The sequence below is a fragment of the Streptomyces sp. NPDC015345 genome (assembly GCF_043078805.1).
In the GTDB taxonomy this organism is placed as follows: Bacteria; Actinomycetota; Actinomycetes; order Streptomycetales; family Streptomycetaceae; genus Streptomyces.
The window spans coordinates 1,085,494-1,108,229 of sequence record NZ_JBIBTX010000002.1 but is presented as its reverse complement, the minus strand read 5'-3'; the positions used below and the strand labels follow the sequence as shown (position 1 = coordinate 1,108,229).

General features: G+C 71.9%; 18 protein-coding genes. 8 read left to right on the top strand and 10 right to left on the bottom strand.

What is annotated here, in order from left to right; all coding sequences use genetic code 11:
* Positions 1-2 precede the first annotated feature (2 nt).
* From ACF062_RS11145 to ACF062_RS11115, 7 genes are all read right to left on the bottom strand, one after another.
* Entirely contained in the window at positions 3-4,343 is a 4,341-nt protein-coding gene (locus tag ACF062_RS11145; RefSeq protein WP_392137455.1) for an SAV_2336 N-terminal domain-related protein, read from the bottom strand.
* On the bottom strand, positions 4,333-5,367 hold the full coding sequence (locus ACF062_RS11140; RefSeq protein WP_392137713.1) for an AAA family ATPase: 1,035 nt from the start codon (positions 5,365-5,367) through the stop codon (positions 4,333-4,335). Before ACF062_RS11140 ends, ACF062_RS11145 begins: the two co-directional genes overlap by 11 nt.
* 1 nt (position 5,368) lies before the next feature.
* On the bottom strand, positions 5,369-7,144 hold the full coding sequence (locus ACF062_RS11135) for a trypsin-like peptidase domain-containing protein (RefSeq protein WP_392137454.1): 1,776 nt from the start codon (positions 7,142-7,144) through the stop codon (positions 5,369-5,371).
* 8 nt (positions 7,145-7,152) lie between these two features.
* A complete protein-coding gene (locus tag ACF062_RS11130; protein ID WP_392137453.1) occupies positions 7,153-7,608 on the bottom strand; it encodes a CU044_2847 family protein in 456 nt (151 codons plus the stop codon).
* A 130-nt stretch (positions 7,609-7,738) separates the two neighbouring features.
* The gene (locus ACF062_RS11125; RefSeq protein ID WP_392137452.1) at positions 7,739-8,662 is read right to left on the bottom strand and encodes a class I SAM-dependent methyltransferase; all 924 of its coding nucleotides are present in this window, start codon (positions 8,660-8,662) and stop codon (positions 7,739-7,741) included.
* 129 nt (positions 8,663-8,791) lie between these two features.
* The gene (locus ACF062_RS11120; protein ID WP_392137451.1) at positions 8,792-9,532 is read right to left on the bottom strand and encodes a class I SAM-dependent methyltransferase; all 741 of its coding nucleotides are present in this window, start codon (positions 9,530-9,532) and stop codon (positions 8,792-8,794) included.
* Positions 9,533-9,540: 8 nt separating this feature from the next.
* Positions 9,541-9,846, bottom strand: coding sequence for a 4a-hydroxytetrahydrobiopterin dehydratase (locus ACF062_RS11115; RefSeq protein WP_356582415.1), 306 nt, complete (start codon positions 9,844-9,846; stop codon positions 9,541-9,543).
* A gap of 64 nt (positions 9,847-9,910) precedes the next feature.
* Here ACF062_RS11115 and ACF062_RS11110 point away from each other — a divergent pair, with 64 nt between their 5' ends.
* On the top strand, positions 9,911-10,762 hold the full coding sequence (locus ACF062_RS11110; protein WP_392137450.1) for a helix-turn-helix domain-containing protein: 852 nt from the start codon (positions 9,911-9,913) through the stop codon (positions 10,760-10,762).
* A gap of 126 nt (positions 10,763-10,888) precedes the next feature.
* On the opposite strand, the gene ACF062_RS11105 is transcribed toward ACF062_RS11110, so the two are convergent.
* Positions 10,889-11,305 (bottom strand): hypothetical protein, encoded by a 417-nt coding sequence (locus ACF062_RS11105; protein ID WP_223777950.1) that lies wholly within the window; start codon positions 11,303-11,305, stop codon positions 10,889-10,891.
* Between the two features lie 321 nt (positions 11,306-11,626).
* Here ACF062_RS11105 and ACF062_RS11100 point away from each other — a divergent pair, with 321 nt between their 5' ends.
* The 4 genes from ACF062_RS11100 to narI are packed head-to-tail and all read left to right on the top strand — an operon-like array spanning position 11,627 to position 18,261.
* The gene (locus tag ACF062_RS11100; protein ID WP_392137449.1) at positions 11,627-15,310 is read left to right on the top strand and encodes a nitrate reductase subunit alpha; all 3,684 of its coding nucleotides are present in this window, start codon (positions 11,627-11,629) and stop codon (positions 15,308-15,310) included.
* Entirely contained in the window at positions 15,310-16,947 is a 1,638-nt protein-coding gene (narH, locus tag ACF062_RS11095; protein WP_392137448.1) for a nitrate reductase subunit beta, read from the top strand. The genes ACF062_RS11100 and narH overlap by 1 nt, the downstream gene beginning before the upstream one ends.
* Positions 16,940-17,539, top strand: coding sequence for a nitrate reductase molybdenum cofactor assembly chaperone (gene narJ, locus ACF062_RS11090; protein WP_392137447.1), 600 nt, complete (start codon positions 16,940-16,942; stop codon positions 17,537-17,539). The genes narH and narJ overlap by 8 nt, the downstream gene beginning before the upstream one ends.
* Positions 17,539-18,261 carry a respiratory nitrate reductase subunit gamma gene (gene narI / locus ACF062_RS11085; RefSeq protein WP_392137446.1) on the top strand — a complete coding sequence of 241 codons (723 nt, stop codon included), beginning with the start codon at positions 17,539-17,541 and terminating at the stop codon, positions 18,259-18,261. Before narJ ends, narI begins: the two co-directional genes overlap by 1 nt.
* Here narI and dnaK read toward each other — a convergent pair.
* Both dnaK and ACF062_RS11075 read right to left on the bottom strand, forming a co-directional pair.
* Positions 18,258-20,150 (bottom strand): molecular chaperone DnaK, encoded by a 1,893-nt coding sequence (dnaK, locus tag ACF062_RS11080; RefSeq protein ID WP_392137445.1) that lies wholly within the window; start codon positions 20,148-20,150, stop codon positions 18,258-18,260. The two genes, narI and dnaK, sit on opposite strands and share 4 nt — an antisense overlap.
* Before the next feature lie 153 nt (positions 20,151-20,303).
* Complete coding sequence (locus ACF062_RS11075; protein WP_392137444.1) at positions 20,304-20,729, bottom strand: OsmC family protein; 426 nt, start codon at positions 20,727-20,729, stop codon at positions 20,304-20,306.
* A 196-nt stretch (positions 20,730-20,925) separates the two neighbouring features.
* Here ACF062_RS11075 and ACF062_RS11070 point away from each other — a divergent pair, with 196 nt between their 5' ends.
* The 3 genes from ACF062_RS11070 (at position 20,926) to ACF062_RS11060 (ending at position 22,721) form a co-directional block, all read left to right on the top strand.
* A complete protein-coding gene (locus tag ACF062_RS11070) occupies positions 20,926-21,204 on the top strand; it encodes a DUF4190 domain-containing protein (protein WP_392137443.1) in 279 nt (92 codons plus the stop codon).
* Between the two features lie 175 nt (positions 21,205-21,379).
* Positions 21,380-21,805 carry a hypothetical protein gene (locus tag ACF062_RS11065; RefSeq protein WP_392137442.1) on the top strand — a complete coding sequence of 142 codons (426 nt, stop codon included), beginning with the start codon at positions 21,380-21,382 and terminating at the stop codon, positions 21,803-21,805.
* A gap of 181 nt (positions 21,806-21,986) precedes the next feature.
* On the top strand, positions 21,987-22,721 hold the full coding sequence (locus ACF062_RS11060; protein WP_392137441.1) for a hypothetical protein: 735 nt from the start codon (positions 21,987-21,989) through the stop codon (positions 22,719-22,721).
* Positions 22,722-22,736 lie beyond the last annotated feature (15 nt).

The window sequence follows — 22,736 nt, the reverse complement described above, 5'->3', positions numbered from 1 at the left end:
GGTCAGCGGGGGCGGGCCAACCGCTTTTCCAGGGCGCGCACTTCGCGGTGGCGGGGGCCGAGGACGGACTTCAGGTGCGCCAGGGCCCGCTCCAGCAGGACGTCCGCCGCCGGCCCCTCCCCGAGGACGGTCCTCGCGTATTCATAGGCTTCCGCGTACACGGCGGCCGCGCGCGAGGGGTCGCCGTCGCTCAAGTGGATCTGCGCCAGTGTCCCGAGCACGCGCAGGGCGGCGGAGTCGGCGGGCCTCCCGGTGGCACGCCGCAGGTCCAGGGAGTGCCTCAGCAGCGAGAGCGCCTCGGCCGTGTCGCCCGCCTCCAGCCGCGCGTGCGCGAGTCGGTCCAGCGCGTCCAGGGTCTCCGGATGGTCCTCTCCCAGCGTCCGCACCCGGCCGTGATGGGCCTTGGAGCGGAGCGCGATCTCCCGGCCGTCCCCGGCGTCCACGGCGTTGGCGAGCCGGTCGTAGGACTTCAGGGTCTCGGGGTCGTTCTCCGCCAGCACCCTGAGGCGAGCGGTGAGGGCGCGTTCGTAGAGGACCACCTGCTTGTGCCGGGCGCCGGCGGCCCCGTATGCCGCCGCGAGGGAGTCGACGGTCAGGAGCGTGTCCGGATGGTCTTCCCCCAGCGCCGGTTCCCTGGCGGAGAGGACGTGCTCCAGCAGCGGGACCGCCCGTGCCGCGTCCCCGTGGCTCAGCCAGGCCTCGGCCAGTGACTGCCGCACGGCGAGCGTGTACGGGTGGAGTTCCCCGAAGAGGGCGGTACCGCGGGCCAGTACCTCGTCGTACAACTCGACGGCAGGCCCGGTCATGTCGGCGCGCGCATAGGACGAGGCCAGATCGGACAGGGCCGTGAACGTGCGGGGATGGTCCGCGCCGTGCAGTCGCCGGCAGTCCAGCGCCACCTGCCTGAGGAGCTCCGTCGCGTGCGGCATGTCGCCGGCCGCCCCGTGAGCGAAGGCCAGCTCCGTGCGCACGGCGAGCGTGTGCGGGGCCTCGTCTCCGTAGATCCGCCGACAGGCGGCGGCCGTCTGTTCGTACAGGGCGACGGCGGTGCCGGGCTCCCCCGCCGCCAGGTGGGCGTCGGCGAGCCGTGCCCGCATCGTCAGGCTCTTCGGGTGGTCCTCGCCGAGGACGCGGTCGGCGATGTGGCACACCTCGCGCAGTTCGCTCACGGCGTGGTCCGGCTCTCCCGACAGGTGGTGGGTGACGGCGAGTTCCGCCCTCAGTTCCAGGACGTCGGGGTCGTCCTCGCCGCGCCCCTTGGCGCGCAGCGCGTCCAGGACGTTCTCGTACTGGCGGATCGCCCGGATCGTCGTGCCGTTCGCACGGTACGCGCCCGCGAGCTGCGCCGCCACCGCGAGCGTCTTCGGCGCCTGGGGGCCGGACAGCCTCTCGCGGTCGCGCACCGCCCGCCGCAAGAAGGCCACGGCCTTCTCCGATTCGCCCTGGGACAACAGGAATTGGGCCGAACGCGTCAGGAGCGAGACGAAGTGGCGGTTGTCGTCCACGGACCTGCCGTGTTCGAGCAGGGCGTCGATGTGCGGCAGCAACTGCCGCCAGCGGGGCCAGGTCCGGGGGTCCTCCACCTCCTGCGGGAGCGCGTTCCGGAGGCAGAGGGCCGCCGTGAGCCGGGCGTCGTCGATCATCCCCGGACCACGGACGCGGTGGTCGTCGTCCGGGGTACGCGCCTCGGCGGCGACCAGGACGGGCAGGACCACCGCGTCGGAGGACAGCTGGATCAGCTCGCGGGCGGCCAGGAAATCCAGGGCGTGGAGACCGTCGCGCCCGGACGCCGCGGGGGGCAAAAGGTCACGGGGGACGGGTTCTGGGCCGTACCAGGCGAGGACCTGGAGGATCCGGCCCGCCACGGTGTCGGCGGCGACGGCGCGCAGCCGCGCCCTGATGCCGTCCTCGACGCTCAGGTCTTCGCCGACCTCCAGCATGGCCAGCTCCGCCCGGTACCGGTCGGCGGAGCCGGTTGTCTCGCCGAGGTACATCCCGGCGTGCACCACGGCGAGCGGCAGCCGGCCGAGTTCTTCGCACAGGACGTCCGCGCCGGGCACCTCTCTGCCCGCGTACTCGTTCAACAGCGCGACGGCCTGGTCCAGTTCGGGTACGCGCAGCTCCAGCGGCTCGGCGATGCCTTCCCAGCCGTCGACGGCCCGACTGGTGATCAGGACGGCGCCGCCCGTGCCGAGGCGGGGCAAGAGGTCCGATACGTCGGCCGGGTCCTCCACACCGTCGAGAACCAGGGTCCAGCCCCAGTGGCCGAACAGCCACCCCACGGCCCATTCCGCGCCTTCTCCCCCGGAGAAGGCATCGGGCACGGACGGCCGCAAGGCGCGGGCGAGGCCCGAGAGGCCGTCGGCGATCGACGCGGGTGAGTTCGCCGTCACCCACCAGACGGGGCCGGGCAAGTCACCGTCGGCCACTCCCCTCGCCCACGCGGTCGCCAGCGCCGACTTGCCCATGCCTGCCGGACCCTGGACGACGATCGCCCGGGGATGGCCGACCGGTGAGCGCGAGCCAAGCAACTCAAGGTCGAGCAGGCGGAGTTCGTCGGCCCTGCCGGTGAAATGCAACGCCCTGGCGACATTCGTCAGCCCCGTCGGGCTCGAAACCCCGCCGGGTGGCCACGGCAACTCCTCGTCCCCGGCGGGCACCCCCGGCACGGCCCCGTGCCGGGGGTCCTCCACCGGCCGCTCCGCCACCCTGATCGCCCGCCCCCGCAGCAGCCCCAACGCCTCCTCGCTGACCAGCGCGAACGGCTGTGCCGCCGGGCCCAGGCCACGGCTCCCGGTGCCCTGCGCCACCTCCACCACGGCCCGGAAGGCGCGGCTCGCCGACCCCGCCCTGGCCTCGATCTCCTCACCGAGGCGCCCCAGGAGGTCGGCCACCGCCAGCGATTCGGGGCGGGGCAGGGTCTCCAGAAGGGCGGTTCTCGCACCCGGCACGAAGTCGTAGAGGCCGCGCTCCGCGTCGACGGGCTCCAGGAGGCCGCTCAGCAGGACCTCGGCCAGGTCGCTGGGACGTGAACCGGGCGTGACCCGCTGCTGGATCAGCCGCATCACCGGCAGCGCGGGCACCGAAAGCGCGACATGCGCCGCCAGATCCGCCGCCGTGGGCGAGGCCGCGGCCTGGAAGCGCAGGACGCGTTCGGTGATCGGCAGGTCGCCCTCGGCGGTGAGCGGGCGGCCAGGGGGAGCGGGCGCGCAGCTGACGTACGTGACCGCCGTGTCCCGGCGGTGGTCACCGGAGGCGGTCACCAGGCCGGCCCAGTCGGCCAGCCACTCCGGGGCCAGTTCGAGGACCGGCACGGGGAGCGCGTCGGCCGCCGGGAGCCGCACGCGGCCGTCGTGCGGGGTGAAGCGCAGCACCGTGTTGGGGGCGCCGGCGCGGGAGGCGATCGCCCTGCCGGGGACGGCGGGGGCGGCGGTGCGGCGCCACAGGCGTTCCGGGAGCGGCTGGAGGATCGCCGTGGGGCCGCGCCGCGCCCACAGGTGCAGGGCGGGGGCCGCGTGGCCGGCCCACCAGTGCGGGCCCGAGCAGTCGCTGAGGACCAGGGTGACCTGGCGGCCCGTGGCGTCGACGAGGGCCGCCGGATCCCGTGCCGGACCGCCGGGCGAGGACCGGACGCCGACGCGCCCCCCGAGGTCGGTCAGCTGCCACACGCGTACGTCGCGGAACGCGCCGGTGCGCTGCATCGCCTCCCGCAGCTCTCGGACGAGGGGGCGCCATACCGTCATGGCCGGGCCCGTGTCGGCGACCAGGGCGAGGCTCAGGAGGCGGTCGGTGGCGGGGACCATGACGGGGGCCCAGGGGCGCGGCCGGGGGTGGCGGGAGGCTCGCTCGGCGGTGGCCCGCTCGTCCAGGGTGCGGCGGTGCCGGTCGGGGACGCGCTGCTTGAGGGGGCGCAGGGCGCGCTGGATCGCGAGTTCGTGACGCAGGGCCTGCGGGGCGGGGACGAGGACTTCGTCGGCGTCGCTGCCGGGGTGCGGGCCGCCTCGCGGGACGTGCAGGGCGGCGCGGGGCGCGCCGCTGTCCGTGTCGTCGTGCCCCTCGTCGTGCCCGCCGTCGTGCCCGTCGTCGGCTCCGCTCCCGTCCCGGGCGACCGGGCAGGACGCGAAGTCGGCGCTCCGCGCCAGGCCGGAGTCGAGGGCACCGACCGTGCCGCGAAGACCGAACGGCCGGCCAACCCCCTGGCGTTCCTCTCGACCCTCGCCCCGCCCCTCGGCGTCCTCGCCGGACGGCAGCCGCTCCGCGAGCCACAGCATCTCCGCCAGCTCCAGCGGCGTGACCGGCGGCCCAAGGGCCTCCAAGGCGTCCCGCAGCCGGTCAATCGTCATCGGCGCGTGCCACCTCGCCGCTCAGGAAGGGCATCACCTGGTCCGCCAACTCCCGCACAGTCTCCGGCTGTTCACTGAAGGAGGCGTGGTGGCACATGTAGATGGCGTTCAGGAGCTGGTCGTTGGCGAGCAGGCCGCTGGTACGCCGCTCGAAGAAGCGCTGGATGATCTCCTGGGCGGCGGCGGGAAGCGCTGCGTCCTCCTCGCCGATCACCGGGCCGAGGTGCCCGCGGACGATCGCGGTCAGCTCCCCGATGCTCGCCGGCTGCTTCAGGTCCACGGTCACGCACCGGCGCAGGAAGGCGGGCGGGAACTCGCGTTCGCCGTTGCTCGTCATGACGACGAGCGGGAAGGCCCGGCAGGTGACTGTGCCATCGCGGATCTCGACGCGTTCCGTGGTGCTGTCGGCCGTCATCACCTTGGCGGTGGGGGCCGCGCGGCGGGCCAGCTCGACGAGTTCGTACGACCCCTTCTCGAAGATGGTGAGGAGGTCGTTGGGCAGGTCGATGTCGCTCTTGTCGATCTCGTCGACGAGCAGGACGCGGGGGCGGTCGTAGGGAAGCAGCGCCGTGCCGAGCGGGCCGAGGCGCAGGTAGTCGCCGATGTCGTCGTCCTTCGCCCCGGCACCCGCGTGACGGGCGCGGTCGGCGGCGTACAGGCGGGTCAGCGGGTCGTATTCGTAGAGGCCGTCGCGCAGGGTGACGCGGCTGGTGATGGGCCAGTGCAGGACCTTGCCGAGGCGCAGCTCGTGTGCCACGGCATAGGCGAGGGAGGACTTGCCGGTGCCGGGGGCGCCCGTGACGAGGAGCGGCCTGCGGAGGTAGAGCGCGGCGTTGACCTGACGGACGGCGTCCGTGCCGGGGCGGTAGCTGGTGGCGGCGTGGGGGTTTCCGCAGTCGCCGGGCGGCGTGCGCAGGGGCGGGCCGCCCGTGAAGGTGCGCCAGGGGGGTGGGGCGGGGAGGCGGTCGATGCCGTCGTGCGGGACGCGGCTTCCCGAGTAGATCTGCCAGGGCGTCTCGGTCATCTCAGCCACTTCCACTTCCGCTTCCGCTTCCCGTGCTCGTGCTCTGCGTGCCAGTGATACCCGCCGCGAGCGGTGGGTCCGCCCTGCCCTCCGCGCCGTCCCAGAACAGGGTCAGCCGGTGTCCGCAGTGCTCGGCGTCGCCCTTGTCCGGCGAGCGGGCCTCCTTGCGCAGCCGCATGACCTCGTGGGGCAGCCGGGCCGGGTCCAGCGAGGCGACCGCCTCCGTGATCCGGTCCAGGAACTTCTCGGGCGCGCAGTGCGCGTGATTGCCCTCGCCGTTCCCCACCCCGCAGTCGCGGCGCCGCCACAGCATGATGGGCACGCCGGTGTCGAGCGCCGCGGAGAGCCAGTCGGGGGCGGGCGTCGCGGCGTACGCGAGGGCGCACAGCTGGTCGTCGGCGTCGAGCCAGTCGTGGAACTCCTCGTAGCCGTAGGGCAGTCCGCACTCCACGCGCCGGGGGCGGGTCTCACCGCGGGCGCGGACGGTGGCCCAGCGGCGCCCGGCCAGATGGGAGGCGAGGAGCGGCTCCAGGCGGTCCAGGTGGCGGACCACCACGGGCACCGTGCGCATGGGGCGGGGGCGTGCGGCGCCCGGTTCGCGGATCTGCCACTCCTCGAAGGGCTCGCTCATCAGGCCCTCCGGGACGACGAACTCCAGCATCCAGTCGACGCCGTGGACGCCGCCGATCTGCTCGGCGAGCAACGCCTCGGTCTTCGTGCGCAGATGCTGGCGGCGGACCCTGACGGGCCCCGCCCTGCCGACGGGCACGCCGTCGACCACCGTCGACACGGAGAGGTCGATGGTGCCCCCGCGGGTCATGGACTGAGCACGGAACACGACGGAGCCGGTGGGCGGGGCCGCCGGGCGCGCGGCGGGCCCGGCGTGGGCGGCCTCGTCGTACCGCTCGGGCATCCAGCGCCGCAGCCATGGGCCGGCGTCCACACCGGCGGCGCCCGTCCGGCCCAGCTCGCGCAGCAGCCGCGACAGCCGCTCCTCGCCGGTCAGTTCCTCGCCGACGTACCGGATGGCGTGCCAGGCGGAGCGGAAGGCGGGCAGCGGGCGGCGGAAGGTGGGGAAGGCGCGGCGGACGGTCAGCTCCAGGGTGCCGGGGTCGAGGCGTACGCCGTCGAACAGGGCCCGCAACTCGCGGCGCGGCATGTCCGGCAGCCAGTCCAGTGGCAGCAGGTCGTCCAGGGCTTCCCAGTGGCGGCGGATGGTGTCAAGCGGCAGCATCCGGCCGATGTAGCCCTCCTGGTCGCCGTCGAGCAGCGCGTCGGTGACGATGCCGACGACGAGGCGGCTGCCCGGGTCATAGACGGCGGCGCCGCTGAACCCCTCGCCGAGGCGCTGGAGATGGGCCTGTTCCACGTCGATCTCCAGCCACTCCTGGCCGAGCAGCCGGTCGGCGCTGGTGCGCAGGGTGACGTGCGTGCCGTCCTTCTCGTGGCCGAACGGGAAGCCGAGGGCGCGCAGTTCGCGGGTGCCCTGTCCCTCGCGCGGGCGCAGCAGGTCGAGGGGCGCGAAGGCGCACGGCGGTACGCCCGCGGGTTCGCCGAGCTCAACGACTGCCACATCGCCGCGGTCGCCGAGGCACCGCCAGTCCCCGGTCCACGCCACGGCCGCGGGCAGCGCCTCGGCGACGCCGGGCAGCGTCACGGAGACCTCCGTCAGCCCGTCGACGACGTGTGCGCAGGTGATGAGCCGCGCGCCGTCGACGAGTACGCCCGCGCCTCGCGGGACGCCGTCGACCGTGGCGATGCGGGCCCGCCAGTGCATGCCCGCCATTATTCGCCTTGCGCGTCCTGTCGTACGTCTCGTTGTACGTCATCCCGTACACGTTGCTGTACGTCATCCCGTACGCGTTGCTGTACGTCCTGACGCACGCCCGACTGGGCGGGGAGGCCGGCCCGCTGCTCCTCACGCTCGCGTGACCAGGTGAGCCGGACCGTCAGATGCCCCTCGGCCGACGTCTTGGCGATGACGGCGCCCGCGGCCGCGGTGAGCTTGACGCCGAACTCCAGCTCGATCGCGTCGGGATCGAGCGCACGCTCCCGGAAGGTCCGCAGCGCGGAGAGCGCGGCACCGCGCACATGCCCCAACGCCGACTCGAACCGTCCCTCCACGTCGTGCACCTCGCCGCTGTCCCCACGCCGCGACACCGACCTGAACCCCGGGTCCCGGGAGTCGACCTCGACCACGACGGGTCCTTCGTCGGACTCCCAGCGAATCAGGTCGGTCACGGCGGCTCCCTCGCTCACTCGGCCGGCACATGACGCACGGCGCTCGCGACGAACTTACGTCAACCGGCCGCGCCGCACAGGCCGGTTGACGGAACAGCGAGCGTCGGGAAGGGGGCGGGGAGCAGCGGCCTCAGGCGTCCTTCACCGCCACATGCACCGTCTGCGCCGCCAGCAGGAACAGATCCGGGCGGTGGTGCAGGCTCTGTGGGTCGTCCTTGTCCAGGAGGCGGTCGAGGGTGGTGAAGTCGTCGGGGGTCAGGCGGTCGTCGTGCATCTCCCGGCGGCGGGTGAACTCCTCCACGATGTGGGCGCGGGCGTCCTCGGAGAGCGGGGCCGGCAGGTCGAGGAGGAAGGTGCGCGTGGCCGTGTGGCGCAGGCCCGCGTCGGTCAGGAGTGCCGGCCAGTTCTCCGCCGCGTCCTTCGAGTCCGGCAGACCGGCGCGCATGCCGGCGAACCACTCCTCGTCGGAGGCCTCCAGGCGGGAGAGGAGCCCGGGGCGGCCGAAGCCGATGTCGCGCGGGAGGTAGCGGGCGTTGAGGCCGCCCTCCACGAGGGCGATCACGCCGCCCGGTGCGAGGCGGTCGGCGAGTGCGGTGAGCGCGGCGCCCTGGTCGCCGACGTGGTGGAGGGACCTGCACAGCCACAGCAGGTCGGCGGTCGGTACGTCGTCGATGGCGTCCGGGAGCGCCGCGCGCACCGTGTCGAAGCGGTCGGTCAGGCCCTCGCGGGCGGCGCGGTCGCGGGCCCGCTCCAGGAGGGGCTCCTCGGGGTCCGCCGCGACGATCCGTGCCTCGGGGAAGGCCTCGGCCAGCAGGAAGGAGACGGCGCCGGGGCCGCTGCCGACGTCGACGACGACTCCGGGGTCCGGGGTCCACCGGCGCAGCCAGGTCGCCATCTCGCCGTACATGGGCGCGGCGATGCACGCGTACCGCTCCAGCATGACGCCCATGGCGGCCCAGTCCATGTCGTGGTCCTCGCCATGACCATGACCGTGGCCGTGGCCCTCTCCGTGCGCGTGGCCGTGCCCCTGCCCGTGCCCGTGGTGGTGCCCCATCGCTGTGCCGCCTTCCGGTTCCGCTGCTGCCGTCGTCGTAACAGGGACCAGCCTGCTCCCGCTTTCCGGTTTCGGGCCAGCGACGTTGCCGTTTCCGCAAAAGGTGGCAGGGCGTGCGCCCGCCTGCCGTCAGCCCCGCTTCCGGAAGGCGCGCAGGGTGAACCGGGGGTCCGGGCGCCGTACGTCCTGGTCAGGGAGCGTCGCGAGCCCGGCGGCCAGCCGCGCCGCCAGGGGGCCGTCGGGCGGGAGCTGCGTGAACCAGCCTCGATGGATGTCGTCGACCGTGGAGCGGGGCGAGCGGCCCTGGCCGTGGCCGGTGAACCCGGCGCGGCCCGCGGGCGCCATGCCGTGCTCGGCGGCGTACACCTCGACGGCCGGCCCGCGGTCGACGGCGGGGCGCACCGGGCGCGGGGCGAGCACGGTGTCGATGTCGCTGCCCACGTCGTGCGAGGCGGCCTTGTCGACGGTGGTGACGTAGACCCCGCCGGGCCGCAGCACCCGAGCGCACTCCCCGACGACCGACGACGTCTCCTCGGGGCCGGACAGCAGATGCAGCAGCCACACCGTGCTGACGGCGTCGAACGCCCCGTCGGGGAAGGGCAGCCGGCGGCTGTCACCGAGCACGACGGCGCCCGGCACCCGGTCCGCCGCCATCCGGACCATGCGGTGGGCCGCGTCCACGCCCGTCACGCGCAGGCCCTCGCGGGCGGCCAGGCGCCGGGTGACGAGGCCGGTGCCGCAGGCGACGTCGAGCAGGGTGCGGGCCTCGGAGGGTATGAGACCGAGGACGGCGGCCGCCGCGGCCCGCGCGCGGGGTTCGCCGCCGCGCGAGGCGTCGTAGCGGTCGGCCTCTTTGCTGTAGTCCAGCATGCCTGCGCTCACTCAGCGCCGTGAGCGGGCGCCAACTCCTGGACGCGGCGGGCGAGTTCGAAGTCCAGGGCGGTGAGTGCGCCGCCCGCGCTGTGCGTGTGCACGGACAGCGTGACGGTGTGGTAGCCGAGCGTCAGGTCGGAGTGGTGGTCGAGCTCGTCCTGCGTCCGCGCGATGTGCACGACCAGGCCGGTCGCCGCGAAGTGCGAACCGAGCCGGTACGATCGGGTGAGCTTGCCGCCGTCGAGGGACCAGCCGGGCAGTTCGCCGAGGCGGTCCTCGATCTCCTTCTGCGAGAGCGGTTCGGAGGTCATGGTCAGGGCTCCTTCCACGGAATCACTTCACCTTGCCACAACGCGTTTCGATTACCGTCTAGGTATGACAACCGCCGCGCCCGCCAAGGGGAACACCAAAGGCAAGGCCAGGGGCACCACCAAGGGGAACGCCACGGGAGTCGGCCCGCTGCTGCGCGGCTGGCGCGAACGGCGCCGGGTCAGCCAGCTGGAGCTGGCCCTGCGCGCCGACTCCTCCGCCCGGCACATCAGCTTCATCGAGACGGGCAGGTCCCGCCCGAGCGAGGAGCTCGTCCTGCGCCTCGCCGACCACCTCGACGTACCGGTGCGGGACCGCAACTCACTGCTCTTGGCGGCCGGTTACGCCCCGCGCTTTCGCGAGACCCCGCTGGCGGACCCGTCGATGGGCACGCTGCGCGAGGGCCTCGAACAGCTCCTGACCGGCTATGAGCCCTATCCGGCGCTGGTCGTCGACGCGCGGTACGACGTGATCGCGGCCAACCGCGGTATCGCGATGTTCCTCGAAGGCGTCCCGGAGCACGTCCTCACGCCGCCGCTGAACGCGATGCGGCTGACCCTCCACCCCGAGGGTCTCGCCCCGAAGATCCGCAACCTGCGGGAGTGGCGCGGCCATCTGCTGCACCAGATGGAGCGGCAGATCGCGTTGCAGCGCTCGGACGGCCTGCGGGCGGTGTACGAGGAGGTGGCCGCGTATCCGGTGGCGGATCCGGGGGTGGACGCCTTCGAGGCGGGGACGGACGTGCCGTATTTCGCGCTGCCGCTGCGGGTCGAGCACGACGGGCAGATCCTGTCCTTCATCTCGTCGATCTCGACGTTCAACACCCCGATGGACGTGACCGTCGCCGAGCTGGCCATCGAGACGCTGCTCCCGGCCGACCCGGCGACGGTCAAGTACCTCCAGACCCGCATGGCCTAGGGCCTGTCTGACCATTCCCGTCGTCGCCCGGAGGGCGGCCTCGCGGTGGCGCCGCGAGGCAGGCGGGAATGGTCAGACAGGCCCTAGCGGCCGGGAGCCTCGGGGGCGTCCCGGCCGCCGGGCGGCTCAGTCCCGCGGCGCCCGCAGCGCCGCGTACTGCAGGGCGGCGAAGCCGCCGACAGTGAGGGCCTGGAGCGGGATCCAGACCGCTCCGGCCGTGCTGGGCGAGAGCCAGACGACGAGGGCGACGACGCTGAGCAGCGCCCAGGCGGCGTTGCCCTCGATCACCGCCCGCACGCCGAGCGTCGGCGGGCTCTTGCGGGCGGCGAGGTAGCCGACGCCCGCGCCGTAGAGGGTGAGGAAGACGCCGAGCCCGAGCAGCAGGCCGGAGTCGACGCCGAGGAAGCGCCCGAGGGGCCCTGAGGCGGCGACGTACGCGAGGCCGTTGCCGGCGGTCACCACCGCGTCGAGGCCGAGGAAGCGGCGCAGCATGGTGGTCGGGTCGGTGGTGCGGGCCAGGGCGGTGAGCTGGTAGGTCGTCATGGCGGGCTGCCTCCAGGCGCGGGGACGGGCGGGCTTCGGTGGGCGGATCCGGTGCGGTCCTTCTCCGGAGTGCGGTCCTTCTCCGGAGTGCGGTCCCGATCCGTTGACACCACTGTGTCGCCCCCGCGCCACCCGGTCGATTACGTCCCAGGTAATGCCGCCCGCGGCCCCGGCCAGTGCCGCCCCTCGCACCGGGTCATGCCGCCCGCGGCCCCCGGTCGCGCACACCCCCGCCCCCGCAACCCATACGGCGGCGGCCGAAGGGTGCCCCGCCGCCCTCGCCCCTAGGTTCGTTGAAAGGCAGACCTAGGGAGCTCCACGGTGACAGAGACGACCGAGCCCGCCGCCGCCCTGCTGCGGGCGGGGAAGTTCTTCCGGCGCGGCACCACCGCCCCCGACCTGCACAGCGTCGCGCTGACCGGGGGCCGCGACGCGGACGCCTTCTACCGGGACCGCTGGAGCCACGACAAGGTCGTGAACTCCACGCACGGCGTGAACTGCACCGGATCGTGCCGTTGGAAGGTGTACGTCAAGGACGGCATCATCACGTGGGAGTCGCAGGCGACGGACTACCCGAGCGTCGGTCCGGACCGCCCCGAGTACGAGCCGCGCGGCTGCCCCCGGGGCGCCGCGTTCTCCTGGTACACGTACTCCCCCACCCGCGTCCGCTACCCCTATCTGCGCGGGGTCCTCCTGGAGATGTACCGGGAGGCCAAGGCGCGCCTGAGGGATCCGGTGCTGGCCTGGGCGGACATCCAGGGCGACCCGGAGCGCCGCCGCCGGTACCAGCAGGCACGCGGCAAGGGCGGGTTGGTGCGGGCGAGCTGGGACGAGGCGGTCGAGATCATCGCGGCCGCGCACGTGCACACGATCAAGACGTACGGCCCTGACCGGGTGGCCGGCTTCTCGCCGATCCCCGCGATGTCGATGGTGTCGCATGCCGCCGGGGCCCGTTTCATGGGGCTGATCGGCGCGCCGATGCTCTCCTTCTACGACTGGTACGCGGACCTTCCGGTGGCCTCGCCGCAGGTGTTCGGCGACCAGACCGACGTACCGGAGTCGGGTGACTGGTGGGACGCCGCGTATCTGATGATGTGGGGTTCCAATGTGCCGGTGACGCGGACGCCCGACGCGCACTGGATGGCCGAGGCCCGCTATCGGGGACAGAAGGTCGTGGTCGTCGCGCCCGACTACGCCGACAACGCCAAGTTCGCCGACGAGTGGCTGCACCCGCACCCGGGCACGGACGGTGCGCTCGCCATCGCCATGGGGCACGTCGTCCTCAAGGAGTTCTTCGTCGACCGGCCGACGGACTTCTTCACCGAGTACGTCCGCACGTACACCGACCTGCCCTTCCTGGTGACGCTGACCGAACGCGACGGCGCGTACGTGCCCTCGAAGTTCCTGCGCGCCACCGACCTCGGCGAGGATGGTGAGGGCGGCGACTGGAAGACGGCGGTGCTCGACGAGAACACCGGCCGGCCGGCCGTGCCCAACGGCTCGCTCGGCTTCCGCTGGACCGAATCCGGCAAGGGCAGGTGGAACCTCGACCTCGGCGACATCAAGCCGCTCCTGTCGCTGCACGGCTCGCCGGTCGCGGCAGGCGTCGAGGTGCTGCTGCCCCGCTTCGACACCGAGGGCGGCGCGCACGGCCAGGGGCGCGGTGAGGTGGTGCGGCGCGGGGTGCCCGCGACGCGGCTCGGCGGGCAGGACGGGCCGCTGGTCACCACCGTCTTCGACCTGCTCCTCGCGCAGTACGGCGTCGGGCGCGACGGGCTGCCGGGCACGTGGCCCTCCTCGTACGATGACGCGGACGCGCCCGGCACGCCCGCCTGGCAGGAGGCGCACACCTCCGTGCCCGCCGCCAAGTGCGTGAAGATCGCGCGGGAGTTCGCCGCGACGGCGGAGAAGTCGCGCGGGCGCTGCATGATCCTGATGGGCGCGGGCACCAACCACTGGTTCCACTCCGAGACGATCTACCGCGCCTTCCTCGCACTGCTCCAGCTGACGGGCTGCCAGGGGCGTAATGGGGGCGGCTGGGCACACTATGTCGGGCAGGAGAAGTGCCGCCCGGTGACCGGCTGGGCGACGCTGGCGGGCGGCATCGACTGGAGCAGGCCGCCGCGGCAGATGATCGGCACCGCCTACTGGTTCCTCAACACCGACCAGTGGCGCTACGACAGGTTCGCCGCCGACGTGCTCGCCTCACCGCTGGGCGAGGGCCGCTTCGCGGGGATGACGGGGGCCGACTGCCTGGCCCTGTCGGCGCGCTCCGGCTGGATGCCGTCGTACCCGACGTTCGACCGCAACCCCCTGGACCTCGCGGAGACGACGGACGACCCGGTGGCCAATGTCGTCGCCGAACTCAAGGCGGGCACCCTCAAGTTCGCCTGCGAGGACCCGGACGCCCCGGAGAACTGGCCGCGCGTGCTGACCCTGTGGCGCGCCAACCTCCTCGGGTCGTCCGCGAAGGGCGCCGAGTACTTCACGAAGCATCTGCTCGGCACGCACTCGTCGCTGCGCGCCGAGGAGGCGGCACCGAACGAGCGGCCGTCAACGGTCACTTGGCGCGCCGAGGCGCCCGAGGGCAAGCTCGACCTCCTCGTCTCCCTCGACTTCCGGCAGACGTCCTCCACGCTGCTCTCCGACGTCGTGCTGCCCGCCGCGACCTGGTACGAGAAGCACGACCTGTCGACCACCGACATGCATCCGTACGTGCACTCCTTCACCCCGGCGGTCGACCCACCCTGGCAGGCGCGGACCGACTTCGACACGTTCCGCGAGATCGCGGAGCGGCTGAGCGAGCTGGCGGTGGACCATCTCGGCGTCCGCAGGGACCTCGTCGCCACCGCGCTCCAGCACGACACGCCGGGTGAGACGGCGCAGCCCGGCGGGGTCGTCCTGGACTGGCGCGAGGGCGAGTGCGAGCCGGTCCCCGGGCGGACCCTGCCGAACCTCGCGGTCGTGGAGCGCGACTACACGGCGATCGGCGCGAAGTTCGCGGCGCTCGGACCGCTGGTGGAGCGGCTGGGTCTGCCGGCCAAGGGCATCGCCCTGCACCCCGACAGGGAGGTCGAGGAGCTGAAGGAACGCAACGGCGTGGTGCTCGGCGGGCCCGCCGACGGCCGCCCCGCGCTGAACACCGCCGTGAAGGCGGCCAACGCCATCCTCGCGCTGTCCGGCACGACGAACGGACGCCTGGCCACGCAGGGTTTCCACACCCTGGAGGAGCGCACCGGCCAGGAGATGGCGCACCTGGCCGCCGAGCACGAGGGCAAGCGCATCACGTACGCCGACACGCAGGCCGCACCCGTGCCGGTGATCACCTCGCCGGAGTGGTCGGGCAGCGAGTCGGGCGGGCGCCGCTACACCGCGTTCACGCTCAACACGGAGCATCTGAAGCCGTGGCACACCCTGACCGGACGCCAGCACTTCTTCATCGACCACGACTGGATGCACGAGCTCGGCGAGGCGATGCCCGTCTACCGGCCGCCCCTGGACATGAACCGCCTCTTCGGCGAGCCGCGCCTCGGACCGGACGGGGAGCGGGAGGTGACGGTGCGTTACCTCACCCCGCACAACAAGTGGTCGATCCACTCCGAGTACCAGGACAACCTGTTCATGCTGTCGCTCTCGCGCGGCGGGCAGTCCATCTGGATGGCGCCGCAGGACGCGGACGCGATCGGTGTACGGGACAACGACTGGATCGAGGCGGTCAACCGCAACGGCGTCGTGGTGGCACGCGCGATCGTCTCGCACCGCATGCCGGCCGGCACGGTCTACATGCACCACGCGCAGGAGCGCACGGTGAACGTACCGAAGACGGAGACCACCGGAAAGCGCGGCGGCATCCACAACTCCCTGACCCGCCTCATCCTCAAGCCGTCCCATCTCATCGGCGGTTACGCGCAGTTGTCATGGGCGTTCAACTACCTCGGTCCGACGGGGAACCAGCGCGACGAGGTCACCGTCATCCGCCGCCGCGGCCAGGAGGTGACGTACTGATGCGCGTCATGGCACAGATCGCGATGGTCATGAACCTCGACAAGTGCATCGGCTGCCATACGTGTTCGGTCACGTGCAAGCAGGCGTGGACCAACCGGGACGGCATGGAGTACGTCTGGTTCAACAACGTCGAGACCCGCCCCGGACAGGGATATCCGCGCCGCTACGAGGACCAGGAGAAGTGGCGCGGCGGCTGGGAGCTGAACAGGCGCGGCGCTCTGAAGCTGAAGAACGGCGGACGCGTCAAGTCGCTCCTGGAGATCTTCTCGAACCCCAAGCTGCCCGAGATCAAGGATTACTACGAGCCCTGGACGTACGAGTACCGCAACCTCACCGACGCCCCGCTCGGTGACGACTACCCGGTGGCCGAGCCGCGCTCCCTGATCAGCGGCAAGCCCATGAAGATCGAGTGGTCGTCGAACTGGGACGACAACCTCGGTGGCGCGACCGAGCACGGCCACCTGGACCCGATGGTCGCCAGGACCCGCCAACAGGCCTCCGACAAGGTGAAGTTCGCCTTCGAGCAGACCTTCATGTTCTATCTGCCGCGCATCTGCGAGCACTGCCTGAACCCGTCGTGCGTGGCGTCCTGCCCGTCGGGGGCGATGTACAAGCGCGAGGAGGACGGCATCGTCCTCGTCGACCAGGACCACTGCCGGGGCTGGCGCAAGTGCGTGACCGGCTGCCCGTACAAGAAGGTCTACTTCAACCACCGCACCGGCAAGGCCGAGAAGTGCACGATGTGCTACCCGCGCGTCGAGGTGGGCCTGCCCACCGTCTGCTCGGAGACGTGCGTGGGCCGCCTGCGCTACCTCGGGGTGATCCTGTACGACGCCGACAAGGTGACGGCGGCGGCCTCCGAGCCGGACGAACACAAGCTGTATCAGGCTCAGTTGGACGTCTTCCTGGATCCAGCCGACCCCGAGGTGCGCCGCGAGGCCGAGCGGGCCGGCATCTCCCACGACTGGGTCGAGGCGGCACGCCGCTCTCCCGTACACGCCCTGATCAGCACATACAAGGTGGCGCTCCCGCTGCATCCGGAGTACCGCACGATGCCGATGGTCTGGTACATCCCGCCGCTGTCCCCGGTGGTGGACGCGCTGACGGAGACCGGGCACGACGGCGAGGACGCGGCGAACCTCTTCGGCGCCATCGACACCCTGCGCATCCCCCTCGAATACCTCGCGGAGATCTTCACCGCCGGGGACGTCGGCCCGGTGCGGTCCAGCCTGGAGAAACTGGCCGCGATGCGGGCGCACATGCGGGCCATCAACCTCGGTGACACGCCGGACGGTGACGTGGCGCGCTCGGTCGGGATGTCCGGTCCGCAGATCGAGGAGATGTACCGCCTGCTGGCCATCGCCAAGTACGAGGACCGGTACGTCATCCCGACCGCCGCGGTCGGCGACGCGCGGCGCCTGGAGGAGTCGGCGGTCCCCGACACGTGCAGCCTCGATCACCAGGACGGTCCGGGAATGGGTGGCGACGGCCCGTTCGGCCAGGACTCCGGCAGCCGCCGGAACCTGCCGCTGGTCACCCTGGAGAACTTCCACACGCTGCGGGCCCGCCAGACCGCCGACGAACAGCCGAGCGCGGCCGAGAAGGCCAACGCGGCCAAGGAGGACGACAGTGACTGAGCACGCCGCCCTCCACCAGGCCGCGGCGCTCTGCCTCGGCTATCCCGACGACGAGTTCCACGAGCGGCTGCCCCTGCTGCGCGCCGCCGCTCCCCCGCAGCTCGGCGACTTCCTGGCGTACGCCACGACCACCGCGCCCCAGGAGCTGGCGGCGCACTACGTACGGGTCTTCGACTTCAAGAACCGGCACAGCCTGTACCTGAGCTGGTGGCGGGACGGCGACACCCGGCGGCGCGGCATGGCCCTGGTCCGCTTCAAGGAGGTCTACCGCGAGCACGGCCTGGAGTTCACCGGCGAGGAGCTGCCGGACTTCCTGCCCGCGGTCCTTGAGTTCTCGGCGCGGGCGGGGCCCGTGCTGCTGCTGGAGCACCGCAGCGGCCTGGAGCTGCTGCGGCTCGCGCTGCGCGAGCACGGCACGCCGTACGCGGGCGTGCTGGAGGCGGTGTGCGCGAGCCTTCCGGGCCCCACCCCCAAGGACCGCGCGGAGGCGCTCGCGCTGGCCCGTTCGGGGCCGCCACGCGAGGACGTGGGCCTCGTACCGTTCGCGGCCTTCACCTCCTCCTCATCCTCCGCACTCATCGGGGAGCACTGATGAAAACGCTGCTGTGGGGCGCCCTTCCCTACATCGCCTTCGTCCTGCTCGTCGCGGGCACCATCTGGCGCTACCGCTACGACAAGTTCGGCTGGACGACCCGCTCCTCGCAGGTCTACGAGTCCAAGCTCCTGAACATCGCCTCGCCGATGTTCCACTACGGGATCCTCTTCGTGCTCGTCGGCCACCTGGTGGGCCTGTTCCTCCCCGAGTCGTGGACGGACAAGGTGGGCGTCAGCGAGCACACGTACCACCTGTTCTCGCTGTACGGCGGCACCGCGGCCGGCGTCCTGCTCGTCCTCGGCATCCTGCTGCTGCTCTACCGGCGGCGGACCAACACCCCGGTGTTCCGGGCGACGACCGCGAACGACAAGCTCATGTACCTGGTGCTGTTCGCGGCGATCGTGCTCGGCATGGTCGCCAAGCTGATGCACACCTCCGGCGACGGCTACAACTACCGTGATTCCATCGCCCCTTGGGCCCGCAGCCTCTTCACGCTCCGGCCCGACATCGACGCGATGACGGGCGTGCCCCTGATGTACGAGATCCACGCGGTGGTCGGGATGGTGCTCTTCGCCCTGGTGCCGTTCACCCGCCTGATCCACATGTTCAGCGCGCCGCTCCAGTACCTCTTCCGGCCCTACGTGGTCTACCGCGCCCGGGACCCGGAGCGGATCGGGGCGCGGCCGGAGCGGCGCGGCTGGGAACGGACGAGGCCCTAGGGCGTCTCGCTCCGGCCCCCCTCCTTGCCCTTGTCGTCCTCGTCCACGATCTCGGCGTCCACCACGCCCTCCTCGGTGGTGGATGCCGTGGCCGCCCCTTGCTGTGCGTCGCCGCCTGAGGCCGCGTACATCGCCTGGCCCATCTTCTGGCTGACCGTCGCCAGCTTCTCGGTGCCGGCGCGCAGGGCCGCCGTGTCGTCGGGGCGGTCCTTGAGGAGGCCCTTCACCTCGGCGACGGCGGCCTCCACTTCGGCCCTGGTCTCCGCGGGAATCCGGGCGCCACCACTGTCACCGCCGTCGCCGCTGTCCCGCAGGAACCGCTCCGTCTGGTAGACGAGCTGCTCGGCCTGGTTGCGGGTCTCGGCCGCCTCGCGCCGCCTGCGGTCCTCCTCCGCGTGCTGCTCGGCCTCCTGGACCATGCGGTTGATGTCGTCCTTGGGCAGCGCGGAGCCGCCGGTGACGGTCATGCGCTGCTCGCGGCCGGTCGCCTCGTCCTTCGCCGAGACGTGCATGATCCCGTTGGCGTCGATGTCGAAGGTGACCTCGATCTTGGGGACACCGCGCGGGGCCGGCGGCAGCCCGGTCAGGTCGAAGACGCCGAGCTTCTTGTTGTACGCGGCGATCTCCCGCTCGCCCTGGAAGACCTGGATGCCGACCGAGGGCTGGTTGTCCTCGGCGGTGGAGAACGTCTCCGAACGCCGGGTGGGAATCGTGGTGTTGCGCTCGATCAGCTTGGTCATGATGCCGCCCTTGGTCTCGATGCCGAGGGAGAGCGGGGTCACGTCGAGCAGCAGCACGTCCTTGACGTCGCCGCGGATGACACCGGCCTGGAGGGCCGCGCCGAGCGCCACCACCTCGTCCGGGTTGACGCCCTTGTGGGGGTCCTTGCCGGTGAGTTCCCTGACCAGCTCGGTCACCGCGGGCATCCGGGTCGAGCCGCCCACCAGGATCACGTGGTCGATGGCAGACAGCTTGACGCCCGCGTCCTTGACGGCCTGGTGGAAGGGTTCCTTGCAGCGGTCGAGCAGGTCGGACGTCAGCTCCTGGAACTGGGCCCGCGTCAGCTTCTCGGCCAGGTGCAGGGGGCCTTCCGAGGATGCGGTGATGTAGGGGAGATTGATGTCCGTCTCACTCGACGAGGACAGCTCGATCTTCGCCTTCTCGGCGCCCTCGCGCAGCCGCTGGACCGCCATCTTGTCCTTGCCGAGGTCCACGCCGTGCGCGTTCTTGAACTGCCGTACCAGGTATTCGACGATCCGCTGGTCCCAGTCGTCGCCGCCGAGCCGGGTGTCGCCGTTGGTGGCCTTCACCTCGATGACACCCTCACCCATCTCCAGGAGCGATACGTCAAAGGTGCCGCCGCCCAGGTCGAAGACGAGGACGGTCTGGTCCTCGCCCTTGTCCAGGCCGTACGCGAGGGCCGCCGCCGTCGGTTCGTTGACGATGCGCAGGACGTTGAGGCCCGCGATCTCGCCGGCCTCCTTGGTGGCCTGGCGCTGCGTGTCGTCGAAGTACGCGGGGACGGTGACCACCGCGTCGGTGACGTCCTCGCCGAGGTAGGACTCGGCGTCCCGCTTGAGTTTCTGCAGGACGCGCGCGGAGAGTTCCTGCGCGGTGTAGCGGGTGCCGTCCACGGAGCCGCTCTCCGGGAAGCGCCAGCCCCCTTCGCCCATATGGCGTTTGACGGAGCGTGCGGTGCGCTCCACGTTGGTGACCGCCTGCCGTTTGGCGACCTCGCCCACCAGGACGTCGCCGTTCTTCGCGAAGGCGACGACCGAGGGGGTGGTGCGCGCGCCCTCCGCGTTGGCGACGACGGTGGGCTCACCGCCCTCCAGTACGGCCACCACTGAGTTCGTCGTCCCGAGATCGATCCCGACCGCTCGTGCCATGGTCCAGTCCCTTCCGCCGCGAGCTCACGTCCCCCGTAACCAGGTCTACTCCATCTTCCATCACAAAACTTGAGCGGTCTCTTGTCAATGCCGCACGTGACGATGCCGCCACCCCGGAGCGGGGCGGCGGCATCGTCCGTGGGCGCCGTCGCGTCAGGCCAGCTTGGCCGTGAGCGTGATCGTCGTACCCGTCAGCGCCTGGCTCACCGGGCAGTTGGCCTTGGCGTCCTCGGCGGCGGCGACGAAGGTGTCCTCGTCGATGCCCGGCACGGTGCCCTCGACCGTGAGGTGGATGCCGGTGATGCCCGTGCCCGGCTGGAAGGTGACGTCGGCCGAGGTGGTGAGGCGGCTCGGCGGGGTGCCGGCGCCGGCCAGGCCGTGCGACAGAGCCATGGAGAAGCAGCTGGAGTGGGCGGCGGCGATGAGCTCCTCCGGGCTGGTCTTGCCGTTCGGCTGCTCGGCGCGGGCGGGCCAGGACACCGCCTGCTCCCCGATGCCCGAGGAGTCGAAGGTGACGGTGCCCGAGCCCTCCATCAGAGAGCCTTCCCAGACCGTGTGCGCGGAGCGCGTGGTTGCCACGATGCAGTTCCCTTCAGTGCGGTTCCGTGATCGGAGGTTCCGTTGCCACCATCCGATCACACTCGGGGCGCGATCGGGGCACGGGACGGCTCCGGAAGCGGGCGCGGTCGCCGGTCCGCGGGAGTAGGCGGCGCGTTCCGGGGCACTCGCGGTCCCGTCACGCACGACTGGAACGCGACCTCCAAGGAGTGTGACCATGTCGGCTTACGGAAGTCCGTCAGCGGCTTCTTCCGGGTCCCGCACGAACGGCCTCGCGGTGGCCGGACTCGTCTGCGGCATCGTCGGACTGTTCTTTCTCAGCATCATCCTCGGACCGCTCGCGATCATCTTCGGTGCGGTCGCCCTGCGTCAGAGGACCGGCAGCGGCGGCATGGCGAAGGCCGCCGTCATCCTGGGCGTCATCGACGTGATCCTGTTCATCGTCCTGATGGTGCTCGCCGCGTCCGGCGAGTTCAGCTGGTACGTCGGCGGCTGACCGAAACCCATCACCCGGCCGGGTCCCGGCGAGGTGGAGGCCACCGCCGGCCTCCACCTCCGTCGCGCTCCGGCACCGCGGCGGCCCGGCGCAACCGTGGCGACCTTTCGCGTGTCCAAGTACTGAGTGCCGGCAGGAAGAGCCGGCCGGCCACGGCGGGGGCGGGACGCGAGCCATGCGGAAACACTCGGTCGTCCGGCGCGTCACGCGGATCTTCTGGATCCCCCGGGGCGCGGAACGACGCCGCCCCATGCCGGTCAGGCGGTTGGCGGGACTCTGGCTGTCGATGCTCGCCCTGGGAGCCGGACTCACCGCACTGCGGTGGGACGACGCGCTCAACGGCTCCCACCTCATGACGATGATGCTTCTCTTCCACGTCGTCGACGACATCGTCGAAGGGGTACGGAACCGCTGGCCGGCCGCGCTGGCCGCGGTAGCACTCCTGTGGGGCACGAGCCGGCTCACCAGAGCCGTACTGCCCGCCTCCCTCGACGCGGCCTGGGCAGCGACCATCGCCGCCGCCGTCGGTGCCACGCTGGGGCTGGCGGTCGCCGCCACGATCACCCGGATCCGTCCTCTGCCGCGCCACAGGGGCCGCTGAGGTCGCCAGGTCGTGGAGCTGCGCGGGGTGAAGCTCTACACGCAGTACGGCCGGTTTCCCCGAGGCCGGTTCGAGCTACCGGGCGGTGGTGGAGTTCGTCGCCCGTACGACCACGGTCCGATTCGAAAGTGTGGTCCACGCTCCGACGACGCGGAACGTGTCACGGCAGCATCGTTGCCCCATGACCGTCACGACTGCGTCAACCGCCGTTCCCCGCCCTGTCTTTCCGGGACGCTGGGTGGGCGGCGCCTCTCTCGTCCTTGGCCCCCTGCTACTGCTCACCGGCATGCTGCTGCGCCTGCGCTTCGACTTCTTCTTCCCCGCGCAACTGAGCGCGTACGGACACCATCCGGACCTCATGACAGCCTCGTACAGCTTTGTGTCCGCCGGGTGGGTGCTGCTCTGGCCGGGAGTCGTGCTTCTCGCCGCCAGGATCGGCGAGAGATGCCGGGAACTGGCTCTGTGGGGCGGAGCACTCACGGTCCTCGGCCTCTTCGCCCGCACGTTTCACGCCGGTGTGGACCACCTGGCCTTTCAGTTGGTTGCGGTGCAAGGGGCGGCGTCAGCGACGCGAACAGTGAGCGAGACCTACGGCGCGTTCCACAGCTTCAGCACGCTGAACGCAGCCATCATGGGCGGCTGGCTCCTGCTGGCTATCGGCGCCTACCGCTCCCAAGTGCTGGGACCGCTGCGTGCGGCGGCCCTGGCTCTGGCATCGGCGATGCCGCTGGGGGTGCTGAAGGGAACGACCCCTCTATCGGTCGCCGCCGCTGAGGGACTGTGCATCGCGCTCGTTCCCTTGGGCGTGGCCGCGTTGCGCAACGGGCCGACCCCACGGGCGGCCACGGTCGCCGGAAGGCTTCTCCTGGTGGGCGCCGTGGGAGCCGCGATGTTCCTCTTCGGGCAAGCCGGATGAGCGCCCATCGGTATC